The sequence below is a fragment of the Azospirillum sp. ST 5-10 genome (assembly GCF_051225715.1).
Classification (GTDB): Bacteria; Pseudomonadota; Alphaproteobacteria; order Azospirillales; family Azospirillaceae; genus Azospirillum.
In genome coordinates this window covers 11,992-28,442 of the sequence record NZ_JBPJSP010000016.1, presented here as the reverse complement: position 1 = coordinate 28,442, position 16,451 = coordinate 11,992, and the positions used below count along the sequence as shown (strand labels likewise).

17 protein-coding genes are annotated in these 16,451 nt (G+C 74.9%); 4 read left to right on the top strand and 13 right to left on the bottom strand.

The annotated features are described in order from the left end of the window. Window positions 1-855 (bottom strand): SDR family NAD(P)-dependent oxidoreductase, encoded by an 855-nt coding sequence (locus ACSBPG_RS18060; protein WP_435538587.1) that lies wholly within the window; start codon window positions 853-855, stop codon window positions 1-3. Window positions 856-1,001: 146 nt separating this feature from the next. Beyond that, window positions 1,002-1,613: a LysE family translocator gene (locus ACSBPG_RS18055; RefSeq protein ID WP_435538586.1), complete on the bottom strand. Its 612-nt coding sequence runs from the start codon at window positions 1,611-1,613 to the stop codon at window positions 1,002-1,004. Window positions 1,614-1,888: 275 nt separating this feature from the next. Between ACSBPG_RS18055 and ACSBPG_RS18050 the strand changes: the two genes are divergently transcribed. Continuing rightward, entirely contained in the window at window positions 1,889-3,190 is a 1,302-nt protein-coding gene (locus tag ACSBPG_RS18050; protein WP_435538585.1) for a DEAD/DEAH box helicase, read from the top strand. Window positions 3,191-3,218: 28 nt separating this feature from the next. After that, window positions 3,219-4,118 carry a DMT family transporter gene (locus tag ACSBPG_RS18045; protein ID WP_435538584.1) on the top strand — a complete coding sequence of 300 codons (900 nt, stop codon included), beginning with the start codon at window positions 3,219-3,221 and terminating at the stop codon, window positions 4,116-4,118. Between the two features lie 61 nt (window positions 4,119-4,179). Here the strand turns inward: ACSBPG_RS18045 and ACSBPG_RS18040 are convergent, their stop codons facing one another. Then, window positions 4,180-5,412 (bottom strand): SH3 domain-containing protein, encoded by a 1,233-nt coding sequence (locus ACSBPG_RS18040; RefSeq protein WP_435538583.1) that lies wholly within the window; start codon window positions 5,410-5,412, stop codon window positions 4,180-4,182. An 11-nt stretch (window positions 5,413-5,423) separates the two neighbouring features. Continuing rightward, entirely contained in the window at window positions 5,424-6,530 is a 1,107-nt protein-coding gene (locus ACSBPG_RS18035) for a hypothetical protein (RefSeq protein ID WP_435538582.1), read from the bottom strand. Window positions 6,531-6,636: 106 nt separating this feature from the next. Here ACSBPG_RS18035 and ACSBPG_RS18030 point away from each other — a divergent pair, with 106 nt between their 5' ends. Then, a complete protein-coding gene (locus ACSBPG_RS18030; RefSeq protein WP_435538699.1) occupies window positions 6,637-7,254 on the top strand; it encodes a ribbon-helix-helix domain-containing protein in 618 nt (205 codons plus the stop codon). 25 nt (window positions 7,255-7,279) lie between these two features. Here ACSBPG_RS18030 and ACSBPG_RS18025 read toward each other — a convergent pair whose 3' ends face one another. From ACSBPG_RS18025 to ACSBPG_RS18010, 4 genes are all read right to left on the bottom strand, one after another. Then, a complete protein-coding gene (locus ACSBPG_RS18025; RefSeq protein ID WP_435538581.1) occupies window positions 7,280-8,155 on the bottom strand; it encodes a TIGR01459 family HAD-type hydrolase in 876 nt (291 codons plus the stop codon). Between the two features lie 85 nt (window positions 8,156-8,240). Beyond that, window positions 8,241-9,512: an EAL domain-containing protein gene (locus ACSBPG_RS18020; protein ID WP_435538580.1), complete on the bottom strand. Its 1,272-nt coding sequence runs from the start codon at window positions 9,510-9,512 to the stop codon at window positions 8,241-8,243. Window positions 9,513-9,585: 73 nt separating this feature from the next. Further along, window positions 9,586-10,653 carry a quinone-dependent dihydroorotate dehydrogenase gene (locus ACSBPG_RS18015; RefSeq protein ID WP_435538579.1) on the bottom strand — a complete coding sequence of 356 codons (1,068 nt, stop codon included), beginning with the start codon at window positions 10,651-10,653 and terminating at the stop codon, window positions 9,586-9,588. A gap of 3 nt (window positions 10,654-10,656) precedes the next feature. Next, window positions 10,657-11,004, bottom strand: coding sequence for a DUF952 domain-containing protein (locus ACSBPG_RS18010; RefSeq protein WP_435538578.1), 348 nt, complete (start codon window positions 11,002-11,004; stop codon window positions 10,657-10,659). A gap of 244 nt (window positions 11,005-11,248) precedes the next feature. On the opposite strand from ACSBPG_RS18010, the gene ACSBPG_RS18005 reads away from it, so the two are divergent. After that, window positions 11,249-11,467, top strand: a complete 219-nt coding sequence (locus ACSBPG_RS18005; RefSeq protein WP_435538577.1) for a hypothetical protein — start codon at window positions 11,249-11,251, stop codon at window positions 11,465-11,467. A 17-nt stretch (window positions 11,468-11,484) separates the two neighbouring features. Here the strand turns inward: ACSBPG_RS18005 and ACSBPG_RS18000 are convergent, their stop codons facing one another. From ACSBPG_RS18000 to ACSBPG_RS17980, 5 genes are all read right to left on the bottom strand, one after another. After that, on the bottom strand, window positions 11,485-12,033 hold the full coding sequence (locus ACSBPG_RS18000; RefSeq protein ID WP_435538576.1) for a 3TM-type holin: 549 nt from the start codon (window positions 12,031-12,033) through the stop codon (window positions 11,485-11,487). Between the two features lie 5 nt (window positions 12,034-12,038). Continuing rightward, window positions 12,039-12,518, bottom strand: coding sequence for a cell wall hydrolase (locus ACSBPG_RS17995; protein ID WP_435538575.1), 480 nt, complete (start codon window positions 12,516-12,518; stop codon window positions 12,039-12,041). After that, entirely contained in the window at window positions 12,515-12,823 is a 309-nt protein-coding gene (locus ACSBPG_RS17990) for a hypothetical protein (RefSeq protein WP_435538574.1), read from the bottom strand. The genes ACSBPG_RS17995 and ACSBPG_RS17990 overlap by 4 nt, the downstream gene beginning before the upstream one ends. Window positions 12,824-12,908: 85 nt before the next feature. Further along, entirely contained in the window at window positions 12,909-14,411 is a 1,503-nt protein-coding gene (terL, locus tag ACSBPG_RS17985) for a phage terminase large subunit (RefSeq protein ID WP_435538573.1), read from the bottom strand. Continuing rightward, a complete protein-coding gene (locus ACSBPG_RS17980) occupies window positions 14,408-16,444 on the bottom strand; it encodes a glycosyl hydrolase family 28-related protein (RefSeq protein ID WP_435538572.1) in 2,037 nt (678 codons plus the stop codon). The genes terL and ACSBPG_RS17980 overlap by 4 nt, the downstream gene beginning before the upstream one ends. Window positions 16,445-16,451: the final 7 nt, after the last annotated feature.

Below are 16,451 nucleotides of genomic sequence, written 5' to 3'. Positions count from 1 at the left end.
TCAGCCGCCGCGGCGGACGAAGGCCTCGAAGGCGGCGGCGTACTCGGGGTGCCAGCGCGACAACGCCGGACGGTTCTCGACGATGTCGCCGGCCGCCCACAGGATGCGCCGCTCGTCGAGCGCGCGCGGCACGTCGTTGTCGGGGCACAGGATGTAGAAGTCGCCGGCGTCGAGGCGCTCCATCATGAAGTCGACCGTCTGCTCCGGCGTCCAGGCGCCGGCCGGCTTCTCCGCGCGGCCGCGGGCGGTCAGCCCGGTGAAGACGAAGCCGGGGATCAGCAGATGGGCGCTCAGCCGGCCGCCTTCGGTGTTGCGCAGCTCGTGCTGCAGCGCCTCGGTGTAGGCCTTCACGCCGGCCTTGGCGACGTTGTAGGCGGGGTCGCCCGGCGGTGTGGTGATCCCCTGCTTGGACCCGGTGTTGATCACCGCGCCGGGCCGGCCGCGGGCGATCATCCCCGGCACGAACACCTGGGTGCCGTGGACGACGCCCCAGAGATTGACGCCGAGCACCCGCTCCCAGGCCTCGGCCGGTCCGAACACGCCGCTGCCGGGCTGGACGCCGGCGTTGTTCATCAGCACGTCGGTGCCGCCGAACCGTTCGCGCACCGCCGCCTCCAGCCGGCGCAGGTCCTCGACCCGCGCGACGTCGGCCTGCAGGGCCAGGACGTCGCCGGCGCCGCCGGGTGCCGCGGCGGCGATCTCCCGCGCCGCCGCGTCGAGACGGTCGGCGCCGAGGTCGGCGATGCACACGCGCAGACCCTGGCGGGCGAACCGCTTGGCCGCGGCGAGGCCGATGCCGGCGGCGCCGCCGGTGACCACGGCGACGGCTCCGGGGGTGAAGGCGGGATGGGGCATGGCGGGCTCTCCGTACGCTGGGTGGATGGCGGCCACCCTACACCGCTTCGCGCCCGGGCGGGGCGGGGCGTCGGGAGGTGTGCTGCCGCACGGGGGCAGACCGTTCGGCTATGCAGCCCCCTGTGCCGCCGGCGCAGGGTGGCTGTTCAGCGTTCCGCCAGGGCCAGCTTGGCCCCGAGCGCGGCGAAGGCGCCGGCGAAGCCGCGGCGCAGCCAGGTCAGCACCCGCGGGCGGGCGATCACGTGGCGGCGCACGGCGGCGGCGCACAGGGCGTAGCCGGCGAAGACGGCGAAGGTCAGCGCCATGAAGACGCCGCTCAGCTCGGCCATGCGCGCCAGCGGGTGGGGATCGGCGGCGCTGACGAACTGCGGCAGGAACGCCAGGAAGAAGATCGACAGCTTGGGATTCAGGACGTTGACGAGGATCGCCGCGCCGACCGTCCGGGCGGCGGAGGCCGGCGCCGCCTCCGGGTCGACGCGCAGCGCCCCGTGCTCCTTCAGCGTCTGCCAGGCCATGTAGAGCAGGTAGGCGACGCCGAGGACCTTCAGAGCCTGGAACGCCAGCGCGCTGGTGTGCAGCAGCGCCGCCAGCCCGAGGATCGCCGCCGCCATGTGCGGGACGATGCCGAGCGTGCAGCCGAAGGCGGCGACCACGCCGGCGCGCGCCCCGCGCGACAGGCCGGCCGCCAGGGTGAACAGCACGCCGGTGCCCGGCGACACCACGACGATCAGCGAGGTCAGCAGAAAGTCGATGCTCATGGACGGCCTCCTCTGCGGCGCCGCCATCCTACGCCGCTGCGGCGCCGGAGGCCAGCCGGCGCCGTGCCACGGAGGTCCCTTGCGATTCGCCCGCGGCTCGCTTATGTGTGGCAGCCGCCGGCCGCGGCCGGACGCAACCCCAACCGCAACCCCCGTCCCTCACGAACCCTGCTGCGCCGCTCCGGCGCGAGACCGATCGTCGTCGGTGCCCGTCCGGCACCCTTCGCGTTTCGGTCGCCCTCCGCCCGCCTCCCGGGCGCCAAGGAAAAGAGAGTATGACCGAATTCGCGACCCTCGGCCTGAGCGATCCGCTGCTGAACGCCGTCGCCGAGGAAGGCTACACCACCGCCACGCCGATCCAGGCGCAGGCCATCCCGCTGCTCCTGGAAGGCCGCGACGTGCTCGGCCTCGCCCAGACCGGCACCGGCAAAACCGCCGCCTTCGCCCTGCCGATCCTCGACCGGCTGATGGCCGAGCGCAAGCGCACGGCCCGCGGCACCACCCGCGCCCTGGTGCTGGTGCCGACGCGCGAGCTGGCGGTGCAGGTGTCCGACGGCTTCGGCACCTACGGGCGCCACCTGCCGCTGCGCCGCACCGTCATCTTCGGCGGCGTCGGGCAGACCCCGCAGGTCGCCGCGGTGGCCCGCGGCGTCGACATCCTCGTCGCCACGCCGGGCCGCCTGCTCGACCTCATGGCGCAGGGTCACATCCGCCTCGACACGGTGGAGGTCCTGGTGCTGGACGAGGCCGACCGCATGCTCGACATGGGCTTCGCCCCGGCGATCCGGAAGATCGTCGCCCAGGTGCCGGCCGAGCGCCACACCCTGCTGTTCTCGGCCACCATGCCCGACGAGGTGGCCGGCCTGGCCCGCAGCCTGCTGAAGCCGGACCACGCGCGGATCGAGGTGGCGCCGCCGGCCACCACGGCCGAGCGCATCGAGCAGCGCGTGCTGTTCGTCGACCGCGCCGACAAGCGGCCGCTCCTGGTCGAGCTGCTGAGCGACCCGACGGTCGAGCGCGCCATCGTCTTCGCCCGCACCAAGCACGGCGCCGACCGCGTCGCCGAGCACCTGCGCAAGGCCGGCCTGGGGGCCGAGGCGATCCACGGCAACAAGTCGCAGTCGGCCCGCCAGCGGGCGCTGCTGGAGTTCCGCGAGGGCCGGGTGCGGGCGCTGGTGGCGACCGACATCGCGGCCCGCGGCATCGACGTCGACGGCATCACCCACGTCATCAACTTCGACCTGCCGAACGAGCCGGAAAGCTACGTCCACCGCATCGGCCGCACGGCGCGCGCCGGCGCCGCCGGCATCGCCCTGTCGATGTGCGACGCCGACGAGGTCGCCAACCTGCGGGCCATCGAGAAGACCATCCGCCGCGCCGTCCCGGTGCACACCGAGCACGGCTTCCACGACGACGCCGTCGCCCACCTCCACCGCCTGGCCAGCCAGGCCGGCAACGCCCCGCCGCGCAAGAAGCCGCAGAGCCAGGGCGGCCGGCCGCAGCCGCAGGCGCAGCACCGCCGCCAGCCCCGCTCCGGCCACGGTCGGCCGACGCGGCGGCCGGAAATGGCGGGCTGACGCCGGCGCGGCCCGCCGTGCCCGCCCCGTGAGCGCCGCCGGGCGGTCCGCCGCCGCGCCGGGCCCCGCGACCTACGCGCAGCTCGGCGCGGTGGTCCTGTTCTGGGGCGGCAACTGGCTGCTCATCAAGGCGGTGCTGCCCGACATCGGGCCGCTCCTCTTCTGCGCGCTGCGCTTCGTCGGGGCGGCGCTCGCCGTCGCCGTGCTGCTGCCGGTCGTGCGGGCGCCGCTCCTGCCGCCGCCGGGGGAACGCGCCGGGTTGGCGCTGGTCGGCGTGCTGCAGATCGGCGCCATGCTCGGCCTCAGCGCCATCGGCCTGCAGGTGGTGCCGCCGGGGCGGGCGGCCGTGCTCGCCTACACCATGCAGATGTGGGCGCTGCCGCTGGGCTGGCTGGCCGCCGGCGAACGGATCGGCGGCCTGCGCGCCGCCGGGGCGCTGCTGACCTTCGCCGGGGTCGTGGTGTTCTTCAACCCGGCGCTGGTCGACTGGAGCGACGGCCGGGCGCTCGCCGGCAACGGGCTGCTGCTGGCCTCGGCCCTGAGCTGGGCGGCGGGAGCGACGCTGTACCGCCGCCGCCCCTGGCGCGCGCCCTTCTGGACGCAGACGTTCTGGCAGATCGCCGCCAGCGCCGCGGTGATGCTGCCGCTCGCCCTGGCGACCGAGCACGCGCGCGCGGTGGCGTGGAGTCCCGCGCTGCTCGGCGTGCTCGCCTTCAACTGGGTGATCGGCACGGCGCTGTGCTACTGGTGGTGGTCGAAGGCGCTGGCCGTCATGCCGGCGTCCCAGGCCGGGCAGATCGTCTGCCTGGTGCCGGTGACCGCCCTGCTGCTGAGCGCCGCCGTCACCGGCGAGCCGCTGACCGCCGGCGTCCTGCTCAGCGTCGCCCTGATCGCCGCCGGGATCGTGCTGACCGTGCGGGCGCGCTAGAGCAAGATTCACACTCCAGGTGATTCCACCTCCACCTGGAGTGATCCCGCTCTAGCGGCCGTCAGCGCCGGCGCGCCTCGGCCAGCAGCCGGGCGCCGATGTAGCCCCGTTCCCAGCCCTGGCCGCGGATGCGGTACCAGCCGTCGGCGCCGCCGCCGGTGACGGTGACCGTGTCCCCCTCCTCCAGCACGTCGAGCACGCGGCCGCCGCAGGTCGGTGCGGCGCGGATGTAGGCGTCGGTCAGCGCCCGCACCACGGTGCCCGGCGGAACGATGCGCGCCGGCGCCGCCGGGATGCCGTCCGGCACCTGGCACAGCCCGCCGTCGCCGTCCGCCGCATCCTTGCCCCCGGCATGGTCGCCCCCCGCATCGCCACCGGCTGGCGCGGCCGCCGGCCGGCGCCCGCCGAGGAAGCCGGAGGAGACGTAGCCGAGCGGCCGGCCGTCCCGTGCCACCCGCGTCCAGCCCGCCGGCCCGCCGGGCAGCGCCTCCAGCGCGGTGCCGGCCGCCAAGCCGTCGACGATCGCCGCGCCGCGCGTCGGCGCCGCCCGCACCCACACCTCGCGCGTCACCCACACCGGACGGCCGTCCACCGCGCGTTCCACCGGGCCGGCGGCCGGCGGCGGCACGGGACGGGGCGGTTCCGGCCGCACCGGCGCGGCGGCCGGTCCTGCCGGAACCGGCGGGACGAGCTGGACGGCGGCGGGGGGCACGATGGAGCGGGGTGGCGCCGTCGCGGCGGTCGGCGGCGGCGGAGGCGGCGCCGCGGTCCCGAACCGTTCGGTGCGGGTGGCGGACGGGCGCGGCGCCGCCGGAGCCGGGAGCGCGGCCGGCGCCGCCGGCCTGTCCGGCGCCGGCCGTGCCGCCGGGCCGGGCGCCGGCTTGGTCGCCGGCTTCACCGTCGGACGTGGCGCGGCGATGCGCGGGCCGGGGCGGGGTGGCGGCACCGGCGGCGCCGGGGCGGCTACGGCCGGGGCCGGCGCGGCGGGTGGCGGCGCCGGCGGCGGAGCGGCCGGTGCGGGGGCCGGGGCCGGTTCGGCCGGCGCCGCATCGGCCGGTGCCGCCACCGGCGCCAGCGGCGCGCCGAGCACGGGCGGCGGCAGCGCCGTCGCCGGCGGCGGTGCGGCGGCGTCCGGCGGCAGGACGGGGGTCAGCTTGGGCAGCAGCGGCGTCGGCGGGGGCCGCGGCGTGAAGCGCGCTCCGTCCGGCGGCTCCTGCGCCCGGCCGGGGACGGCCGCCACGGCCAGCGGAACGGCGAGCGCCAGCGCCAGCAGGAGGGGGCCACGCCGGCGCACCTTCGCCGCCCTCAATCCAGGGTGACCCGCGCCACCAGCGTGGGCAGCGTCTGGCAGCGGTAGAGGCCGTCGAGGGTCAAGTGCTCGGTCAGCCGCACCGTCAGCGCGCAGCCGTAGGCGTGCAGCGTCAGCTCGGTCTGGGCGATCTGGCCGGCGGCGGCGGAGGGCAGGGTGATGCTGTAGCCCGGCGCGCCCATGGTGCCGACGACGTTGCCGGAAACCGGGTTGAAGGAGTCGATTTCGATCGTCAGCGGCCCCAGGTTCCGCAGCACCGCTTCGGATTGCGGCTCCTCCTTCGTGGCGTAGAGCTGGACCGGGATCGTCCGCTTGCGCGCCATCCAGTCGCGCAGCGCCAGCCCGGCCAGCACCGGGTCGCGGCTGCGCAGCGCCGTCTCGACGGCCAGCGCGCGCAGCGCCGGGTCGTTGCCGCCGAGCGCCGCCTCGTAGGCGGCGATCTTCGCCGGGCGGTCGTTGCCCAGCAGCTTGGCCCGCAGATCGGCGATCTGTTCGGCCCGCGCCGCCACCGCCTGGCGCTCCAGCTCGGCGCGGTGCGCCTCGGCGGCGGCGGCGGCCGTCTGTTCGGCCAGCAGGGTCTCCTCGCGCTCGCGCCGCTCGTGCTCCTCGGCGTAACGCCGCTCGGCCTCCTCGGCGCGGCGCTCGGCCAGCGCCTTGGCCTCTTCGGTGCCGGCGACGACGGTGCGCCCCGGCAGTTCCCCGGCGGGCAGGCCGATGGTGTCCAGCACCTCGGCGTTGTCGGGCGCCAGCACCACCGGCGGCTCACCCTTGGCGGCGTCGCCGGTTCGCGCGGTGCCGGTCAGCGTCTTCTCCAGACCGGCCTCGGCGACCGGGCGGATGTAGGTGAAGGGGCCGTCGCGCAGGTCGACGGCGAAGGTGGGCCGGGCCAGGCGCAGCCGGGCCCGGAAGCGCACCTGGCCGGCGCCGGCGGGTTCGAGCGCCACGTCCTCCACCGTCCAGAGATCGGGGACCGCGCCGTCGACGGCGTGCTGGACGGCGTCCGGGCCGGGGGCGGCCACGGTGTCGGCGCCCCGCGCCGGACCGGCCAGGGCCAGCCCGGCCGCCAGCGCCACCGCCGTTCCCCACACCGCCGGCCGCCGCATCGCCCACCTCGTTCCCGCGTCCGAAAAGGGGCTGCGCGGCCCCGGTCGGGCTACTGGTAAGGCCTTGCGGGATCGATTGGAAGGGGCATTTGCCGCCGCCGGCGGAATGCTGCGGGCGCGGCGGCGCAGCTACAACGCGCTGCACAATCGGCACGGCCTTGCATTCTTCGTGTCGTCGGTCGCCGGCGCGACCGCCGGTCGAATTCGCCATGGAAGGCACACGCCGGATGTTCTATCCTGCACACATAGGGATGAAGGCCCCCGCTCAGCTCCAGGCGCCGGCGGATGCGGGCCGGTCCGCATCGTAGACGCAAAGGCACAGCGCATCATGTCCGGTTCAGGCGGTGCGAAGGAACAGCCGGCCCTGATCTGCCGAAACGTGACGGTCAGCGGCCGTCGCACGAGCCTGCGCATGGAGCCGCTGCTGTGGGACTCCCTCAAGGACATCTGCGACCGCGAGGATCTGACGCTGAACGAGCTGTGCACGCAGATCGACGCGCGGCGCGGCGACGCCAACCTCACGGCCTCCATCCGCGTCTTCATCATCAGCTATTACCGGGCGGCGCTGCAACCCTCCGCCCGCGGCTACGGCGCGCCCGGCCTGGGCGAGCCGGCACAGCCGGACCTCGACGGCCGGCCGTCGCCGCGGACCGACCTGCTCGACCGGGCGCTGGCCGACGCCGTGCCCCTGCCCGACGAGGTGCAGCGGCGCGGCCGCCGCTGAGCGCCGGCGCGCCGGCTCCGCGGCGCTACCAGACGAGGCGCGGCAGGGCCCAGGTCGGCAGGTGGCCGGAAGCCTCGATGGCTGCGGCGAGGCGGTCGGGATCGGCCGGTGCGCCCCAGGCGCCCCCCAGCTCCTCGCGGTGGATGCCGCCGGTGACGAGGGCGCAGTCGATGCCGGCGGCGTTGGCGCCGGCGACGTCGGTGCGCAGGCTGTCGCCGACCGCCAGGATGCGGCGCTTGCTGGCGATCCCCATCAGGGCGAGGCAGCGGGCGTAGACCGGCGCGTGCGGCTTGCCGTGGTAGAACACGCTGCCGCCCAGCGCTTCGTAGCGGGCGGCGAGGGTGCCGGCGCAGATCACCAGCCGCGGCCCCACCATCACCACCAGGTCGGGGTTGGCGCAGATCATGGGCAGGCCGCGGGCGGCGCAGGCCTGGAGCGCCGGATCGTAGTCCTCGGCCGCGTCGTCGAAGTCGAGCGGGCCGGTGTTCAGCACGAAGTCGGCCTCCTCGGGGGCCGGTGCCACGGCGTAGGGCAGGCCGTGGTAGACGTCGACGTCGCGCTCCGGCCCGAGATGGTAGAGGCGGCCGCCCAGCGCCGCGTGCCAGGGATCGTCGCGGTCGCGCATCGCCTCGTAGGCCGCCTCGCCCGAGGTCATGACGTGGCGGTAGCGGTCGCGCCCGATTCCCATCCCCTCCAGCTTGGCGATCACGCCGTCGGTGCGCCGCGGCGCGTTGGACAGCAGGCACAGCCGCTTGCCGGCGGCGGTCAGCCGGTCGAGGCATTCGGCGACGCCGGGATAGGGGCGCTCGCCGTCGTGGATGACCCCCCAGAGGTCGAGGATCATCCCGTCGTAACGGTCGACGATGGACGAGATGCCGGCGATCTGCGGTACGAGGTGCATGGTCCGCGCCCTGGGGTTGGTGAGGCGCGCCTTTTAAGCATGGATGGGGAGGAAGGGAAAGCCCCGGGCCGGCCGGCGGGCTCCGTCAGCCCGGCTTGCGCGACAGCCGCGGCTCGCCGAAAAGGTAGCCCTGGCCGAAATCGACGCCGACGTCGAGCAGCTCGATGAGCTGGTTCTCCGTCTCGATCTTCTCGACGATGACGTCGATCTCGTGCTGCTTGCAGGCGCGCAGCAGCGCCGGCGCGCGGCCGCGGTTCTCCGGTTCGAGCAGCCGGCCGCAGTCCAGCTTGAGATAGCGGAAGTCGCGGCGGGCCAGCGAGTCGACGTCGACGGCGCCGAGGTCCTGCACCTGGTCCATGGAGAAGCGGAAGCCCAGGCGCGCCAACTGGGCGAGGATCGCCAGGGTCGCCCCCTCGCCGGCGCCGAGGTCCGCCTGGCCCAGCTCGAACACCAGGTTGGGCACGAGCGTCTGGTTCTGTCCCATGTACTGCAGGAACTGGCGCATGAACTCGCCGTCCCCCAAGGTCGCCGGCGAGATGTTGGAGAAGAAGCCGATGTGGTGCTGGCGCCGCTCCGTCTCGCGGATCAGCTGGACGCAGCGCATCAGCAGCAGGTTGTCGATGGTGGCGATCAGACCTTCGCGCTCGGCGATGGCGATGTAGCGGTCGGGGCGGATCTGCGTGCCGTCGGCCGCCCGCACCCGCGAGAACACCTCGTAGAAGCGGTGCTTGCGCTGCGGCAGGCTGACCACCGGCTGGAGATAGATGTCGATGCGGTCGGCCTTCAGCGCGTCGCGCACCGCCTCCAGCACCGAGGCGTCGTCGAGCGGGGCGTCGGCCGGCTCGCCGCCGGCCTCGTCCGGCGGGCGGGCTCCGGCCGGGGCGAGCGCGCCGCCGCTCGCCGGGCGGGACGGGCGCGGCGCCGGGCGGGGCAGGCGCGACCCGGCCTGGGCGGCCGGCGCGGCGTCGGCGGTGCGCCGCTCGTAGAGGCGGTTGACCAGCGACTGCAGGAGCTTCACCTCCTGCACCACGGCGTCGTAGCGGACGACGCTGTCGGACCGGCGGGCCTCCTCCAGCGCGGTGGCGAGGCGGCCGATCTCGGCGTGCTGGCGGGTCAGCACCTCGTTCATGGCCTCCACCGTGTCGCGCAGCCGGTCGAGGCGCGTCCGCAGCCCGCGTTCGCGCTCCAGCCGGTTGACCACGTCGTGCACCAGCCCGCCGCCCAGCACCACCACCGCGCCGACCAGCCAGCCGACCATCGGGTCGGTGTCGGGGCGCATGTAGGGCAGGGCCCAGCCCAGCGAGGCGCCGGCGACGAGATAGGCGAGCGCGTAGACGGCGTGGGTCAGCACGGTCATGGCGGGTGGCGGCGGCGTGGTGGCTCCGGGCGGCCAGGGTGCGGCGCGATCCTTGCCGCTCCGTTAATTGGCGTCACCGCCGGTCGGCGCCGACCGCCTCCGCCACCGAGGCGAAGCCGTCGGCCTTGAGGAGCCGCGCCAGGTCGCGCTTGACGGCGCGGATCAGCCCCGGCCCGCCGTAGACCAGGGCGGAATAGAGCTGCACCAGCGAGGCGCCGGCGCGGATCTTGGCGTAGGCGTCGGCGCCGGAGGCGATGCCGCCGACGCCGATCAGCGGCAGCGAGCCGCCGGTCAGGGCGTGCATCTCCGCCAGCAGGCGGGTCGACGGCTCGAACAGCGGGCGGCCCGACAGGCCGCCGGCCTCGCCGTGGTAGCGCGCCGGGATCGACGGCGGGCGGGCGATCGTGGTGTTGGAGACGACCAGGCCGTCGATGCCGCTCTCCAGCGCCACCGCGGCGATGTCCTCCTTGTCCTCCGGCGTCAGGTCGGGGGCGATCTTGAGCAGCAGCGGCGGCGTCGCGCCCGTCGCGGCGCGCGCCTCCAGGGCGCGGCCGAGCAGGGCGCGCAGCGGCTCGCGGCCCTGGAGCGCGCGCAGGCCCGGCGTGTTGGGCGAGGAGACGTTGACCACGAGATAGTCGGCCAGCGGCGCCAGCCGGCGCACCCCCAGCGCGTAGTCGTCGGCCGCGTCGGCGGTGTCCTTGTTCTTGCCGAGGTTGGCGCCGACCACGCCGGGCGGGCGCCCGGCGTTGCCGCGCCAGTCCTCGAGGCGGCGGGCGAAGACCTCCAGCCCCTCGTTGTTGAAGCCCATGCGGTTGATCACCGCGCCCTCGGCCGGCAGGCGGAACAGGCGCGGGCGCGGGTTGCCCGGCTGCGGGCGCGGCGTCACGCTGCCGGCCTCGACGAAGCCCAGGCCCATGCGCAGCATCGGCCCGAGCACCTGGGCGTTCTTGTCGTAGCCGGCGGCGAGGCCGACGGGGTTGGCGAAATCGAGCCCCCACACCCGGGTGCGCAGCACCGGATCGTCGGGCTCGCGCTCCACCGGGCCGAGACCCATGGCCAGGGACAGGATGGAGAGGTGGTGGGCCGTCTCGGGATCGAAACGGCGCAGCACGGGCCCGACGAGCGGGTAGAGATCGATCATGGCTCAGCCCAGCGGGGGAAAGACGTGGCGTCCGTCGGGGCCGAGCGGCAGCGGGTCGACGCGCCGCACCGCCGCCGCCGGCAACGGGCCGTAGAGGTGGGGAAAGAGCTGGCCGCCGCGCGACGGCTCCCACTTCAGGGCCGGCCCGAGGCGGGCCGCCTCCACCGCCAGCAGCACCAGGCCGGTCTGGCCGGCGCGGTGCTTGGCGGCGCTCTCCACCACCTGGGCGGCGGTGGAGAAGTGGATGAAGCCGTCCGCGGCGTCCTGGGAGGAGCCGGGGTAGGAGCCGGAGGCGGCGGCGCGCTCCCACTCCTCGGCCCGGCACATGTGGTAGATGATGGCATCGGTCATGGCGGCGCGACCGTACCGCAAAGGCCATGCCCCGGCCAAGGTCTCTCGCGATTTGCAATTTGCGACGCCCGGTTCGAAGCGGTCACGGCATTTTGCAGAAAGCCGGCGCGAAAAAATCGTTCGTCCGTTCGAACGCAAATTCGTAAGCCCCTGGAATGCCTACGAATCCCCTTTTGCATACGGGGTTATGCAGGCTGGCATCCCGTTTGCTTTTGGAATGGCACAACCCCTGGAGGACGGGATCATGAACGCTGTGACTGCGACGATGCTGAACGACCGCCGGACCATGGCGGACTCGCGCGACACCGGATTCGACCTGGCCGGCACGATGACCGACACCAGCCACACCCCGGTGCCGCTGAAGCCCTCGGCGACCATGCTCGCCGCCGGGTCGCGGGCGGGCGGGGTGACGGTCGAGATCGCCTGGCGCATCTACCTGGCGATGATCAACGAGGCGGCCTGACCTCCGATGCCGATGCCTCAGCTCCGGCGGGCCAGCCGCTGCACCAGTGCGGCCAGCGGCCCGCCCGGCAGCGCGCCGGAGGCGCTGCGCTTCTCCTCGGAGCGCTTGTAGACGTAGATTCCCAGCACGCTGAGCCCGACGGTCCAGATGGTGCTGAGCGACCCCATCGCTTCGATCACCGCTCCGGCCTGCGCCGGTTCGGCGACGATCGACCAGGCGACCGCCCCCATCTGCGTGCACCAGGTCAGCGCCATGACGTAGCCGAAGGTCGGCCGCATGCGGCGGACGTAGGCGTCGTCGGAGGCGGCTTCGGCGCGCAGGCTGGCGTTGATCTCCTGCAGCGCGGTCCGCGTCTCGGCCGAGTCGAGTTCGGCCAGGCGCTCGACGTGCCGGTTGGCCTCCGCCACCGCCTCGGGCGGGATGGCGCCGCCGTCGATGGCGGCGCGCACCTCCTTGAGCGCGCCCGCGGCGGCCTTGGCCGCGGGGTGGTCGACGGTGCCGAGCCCGTCGGAGAGCAGGCGGGTCAGCAGGGGCAGCCCGATCTGGGCGAGCAGGGCGGGGATCATCCGCGTCACTCCACGTCGTTGTAGAAGAGGTGGTGGCCGATCTCGGCGCACGGCGCATGCCCCAGCGTCCAGGACGGGGTCACGCCGGCGCGGTGGTAATGGGTGGCGCCGTCCGTCGGGTCCGGCAGCGTCCCGGTGACGGCGCGGCGCGCCACCCGCAGGCAGGTGGCGAACACCGGGTCGTCGGCGGTCACCGCCAGCAGCTTGGCGCGGTTGGGGTCGTCGGCGTTCCAGCACGAGAACTGCCAGGGCTTGCGGCAGACGGCGACGACGTCGCCGCCCCACCAGAAGCCGCCGCGGGCCTGGGCGACGCGCACGCGGTTGAGCACCACCGCGGCCACCGCCTCGATGCCGCGCACCGGCTCGCCGCGGGCCTCGCCCCACAGGGTGCGGGCGAGCGTGTCGACCGCCTCCTCGTCGGGGCGGCGGGGCGGCGGGCCGCCGGCCGCGGGGCCGCCGGGGATGGGCACCAGACGCCGGTTCATCGCCCGCCTCCGTCGGCGCCGGTGCCGGCGCGCTCCAGCTTGCCCTCGATGCGCAGGAGGTGGTCGGTCAGCCGCTTCTCCACGTCCTTGAGGGTGGCGAGGGAGACGTAGGTCTTGGCGACCTCCAGCTTGTAGGCGGCGAGGCTCTCGCGCACCTGCGCCTGGGCCGCCTCGGCGCGGACCCGCAGGGCCTCCATCGCCTCCTCGGCGTCGCGGCGCAGGCGCGCGATCAGCCAGAACAGCCCGGCCAGCGCCGGCAGTTCGACGGCCGTGATCCACCAGACCACGTCCAGGGCTTCGTGCATTGGGGTGCTCCCGTAGTCGCGTAAGGGGGTGCCCCATCCCTCCCCGCTGCGCAGCGGGGGTGGGCCCGGGGTGGGGCAAAAGGTCTCAGACGTCCCAGGCGCCGGTCACCGCCGCGCCGCCGCCGTGCCAGCCGGGGCGGCGGTCGGGTGGCGGCGGGCGGTCGAAGCGCATGGGTTCGGCGTTGAGGCAGCCGGCCACGGCGTCGAGGCCGTCGTCGTGGCCGCGCCCGCCCTCGGGCCGCCATTCGCGCATCTCGCGCACGAAGGGCGTGTTCCAGACGCTGCGGTGGGCGTGCAGGCGTCCGGCCGCGAGGCGGGCGTCGAAGGCTTCCAGGATGCGCCGCGCCTTGGGCGTGGTGGAGGTCTCGGCGATCACCGCCGCCGCCACGCCGGCGCGCCGCAGTTCGGCCCGCAGCAGGCCCGGCAGGAAGGCGCCGATGCCGTTGGTCTCGACGTGGACGCCGGGCAGGTGCAGGGCGTCGAGCAGGGTGGCGACGGCGCGGCATTGCTGCACCGCCTCCTCCGTCGGATCGTCGGGGTCGACCGCGAGGTAGAGGGTGCGGTGCAGGTAGAGAGCGTTGTCGGCCCCGGTGAAGACCGCGGCGACGACGCTGCGGTCGCCCGTCGGCCGTCCGTCGAGGGGGCGGGCGAAGGCGGGGTCCCACCATGCCGTGGCCGACACCAGCGGCACGCCGTTCAGGGTCAGCGACGGCCGCCCGCCGCTCTCGCGGTAGACCGGCTCGCCGTCGTAGACGCGCAGCCGGTCGGGGTCGAGGCGGCCGGCGGCGAGCGCGGTCGGAACCAGGAGATACTGGCTGGCGAAGCGCCGCGGCCCCTGGGCCGCCTCCAGCTCGGCGATGCGTTCCGGCGTGAACACCTCCGGCCAGGCCGAGGCGCCGGTGGCGTCGCGCACCGGCAGCATCAGCCGCTCGTGGCCGGCCAGGAAGGGCCGCGCCTCGCCGGCCTCGGGCCGCGCCTCCTCGGCGTAGATGGAGTAGAAGCTGTGCGGCGTGCCGATGAACAGGCGGGTGCCGTCGGGCACCAGCACGCAGTCGATCTCCGCCAGCTTCTCGCGCAGGTCGGCGCGCTTGGGCGCGGTGTCGCAGGTGCGCGGCACCTCCACGTCGTCGCAGATCACCACGTCGGCCCGGCTGCCGGTGATGTTGGCGTCGATGCCGCGGGCCAGCATGGAGGGGTCGCGCAGCTCGCGCGGGCGGACCACGGTGAACTGGTCGACCGCCCACTGGTCGCGCCGCGGCGGCTTCAGGCCGGCCGTGTCGGGGTGCCGCTCGACGATGCGCTTGGTGTTGCGCACCATCTTGGTGGCGAGCGCCAGGTCGGCCGCCAGCACCAGCAGCCGGCGGTTGGGGTCGGACAGCAGCAGCCAGGCTCCGAACAGGCCGACGATGGTCGACTTGCCGGCCCCGCGGAAGGCCATCAGCAGCAGCCGGCGGCTGCCGGCGTCGAGCCGCCCCGCCAGCCAGCCGGCGATGGCGGCGTGGTGGCGCGGCGTGGTCAGGCCCTGGGCCTCGTTCCAGCGGTCGACGAAGCCGGGGAAGTCGGGCGGGTCCTCCCGCTCGTCCGTCACGGGTTGCGCCCCAGGATGTGCCAGCCCGCCCCGTTGGACGCCACGGTGATCGCGTGGCCGTAGGCGGCCAGCGGGATCGCCTCGCCGTCCGGCCCGCCGCCGTCGGCGCGGGTGACGGTGACGGGGTGTCCGGACTGGTCCGCCTTCTTGATGGTGAAGGTCCGCCCCACCGCCTGCGGCGTGCCCGGGGCGGGCAGCCGCACCTCCACCGCGCCGGCGAAGGCGCTGACCAGGTAGAGGCCGTGCGTCAGCCCCGGCTCGAACAGGCCGGGCTCGTCGTGATAGTGGGCGTTCAGCGGCACCGTGTTGCCGGCCACCACCCACCACGCCGCCCCGTTGGACACCACGCTGACGAAGTCGTAGCGGCTGGCCAGCGGCCAGGCCCGGCCGTCGGGGCCGACGGCGCCGGCCTCGGTGACGGTCACCGGGTGGGCCGAGGCGTCGGTCTTCTTGACGGTCACCGCCAGCCCGTTGGCCGCGCCGGCGGCCGGCAGACGGGCCTCGACGGGGCCGCCGTAGGCGCTGACGAGCTGCACCGAGGTGCCGGCGTCGAGTTCGACCAGGCCGCCCGCCTCCGGCTCGCGGAATTCGGTGTCGTAGCGCAGCGCCTCCACCACCAGCTCCGAGACGCGGGTGCGGTCGAGGCGGTTCTTGTCGGGGAAGCCGGCGTTGACGGCGGTGTAGCGGCCGCCCGACAGGTCGTGGATCGCCGGTCCGGCGCTGGCCGAGAACAGGTTGACGATCGCCGTCTCCACCGACCCCGCCTCCAGCACCACGTTGGGCACGCCGCCCAGGGTCTCGCAGTAGAGATCGACGATCAGCGTCTTGTCGGTGTCGGCGCCGACCCGGAAGCAGGCGCTGGCGGTCCCCGACAGGTTGGCCTCGCAGTCGACGAAGGCGTTGTTGAAGCGGCCGTGCTCGACGAAGAAGCCGTTGCCGGAGATCGGCGCCGCCAGCGAATAGACGCGCACCCAGTGGAAGCGGTTGGCGTTGGCGGTGTCGCCGCCGCCGCTGCGGGTCAGCCACACCCCGTGCACCGCGGGCCGGGCCACCAGCACGCGGGCGACGTTGTTCCAGTAGCAGGGGCGGTCGGGCGAGCGGTAGCCGTCGAGCACCAGGCCGTAGGCGGCGTCCCAGATCGTCAGGTCGAGCAGGGCGTTGTTGACGCACGGCCCGTCGCGCCCGAACAGCCGCACCCCGGCCCGCCCGCCCTCCAGGCGCAGGTCGCGCAGGGTGGCGTAGCCGTCGGGCAGATGGATCAGGTCGAAGCCGCCGCCCGCCGCCCGCAGCACCGCCGACTGCCCGGCCCCGGCCAGGGTCTGGCCGTGGCCGACCGTCAGCGTGTTGGTCACCCGGTAGGTGCCGGGCGGCACATGGACCGCCCGCGCGGCACCCAGCGCCGCCTGCAGCGCCAGGGTGTCGTCGACGGTGCCGTCGCCGACCGCGCCGAAGTCGCGCACCGACACGGTGTCGCCGAGCTTCTCGCGGATCGGCCGGGCCACCGCGCCGGAGCCGTCGGGCACGTAGGTGCTGAGCGCCTCCTCGTCCACCGGCACGCGGACCGTGGGGTTGCCGGCGGAATCGAAGGCGAGGATGCGGCCGGCCCGGTTGGCGCGGTCGGGCAGCACCGGCGAGGCCGGCAGGTCGGTGTCGGCGTAGCGCAGCATCAGCTCCTGGTCGCCCGCCACCTGCTGCAGCGCCGCCGTCAGCAGGTCGAACTCGCGGTTCAGCGTGGCGGCCGGCAGCGGTCCGCTCTCGAGGAAGTCGGTCATCCGCTCGACCGGCACGCGGCGGCGCAGCGTCACCGCGGTGCCGGTCGGCGGCGGGGCGTCGAAGGTCACGGTGCCGCCGGCGGTGGCGCCGGCGCCGGTCACGGCGAAGCCGGTCTCCTGCACCGCGGCGCCGAGGTGGACCCGCAGGTCCTCGGAGGCGAAGATGGGAAAGGGATAGGTGAAGGCGGTCTGCACGCCGTCGGCCACGTACTGGACGCGCGGCGTGCCGCGCGGCACCTGGATGGAGTCGATCGTGGGCATGGCGTCT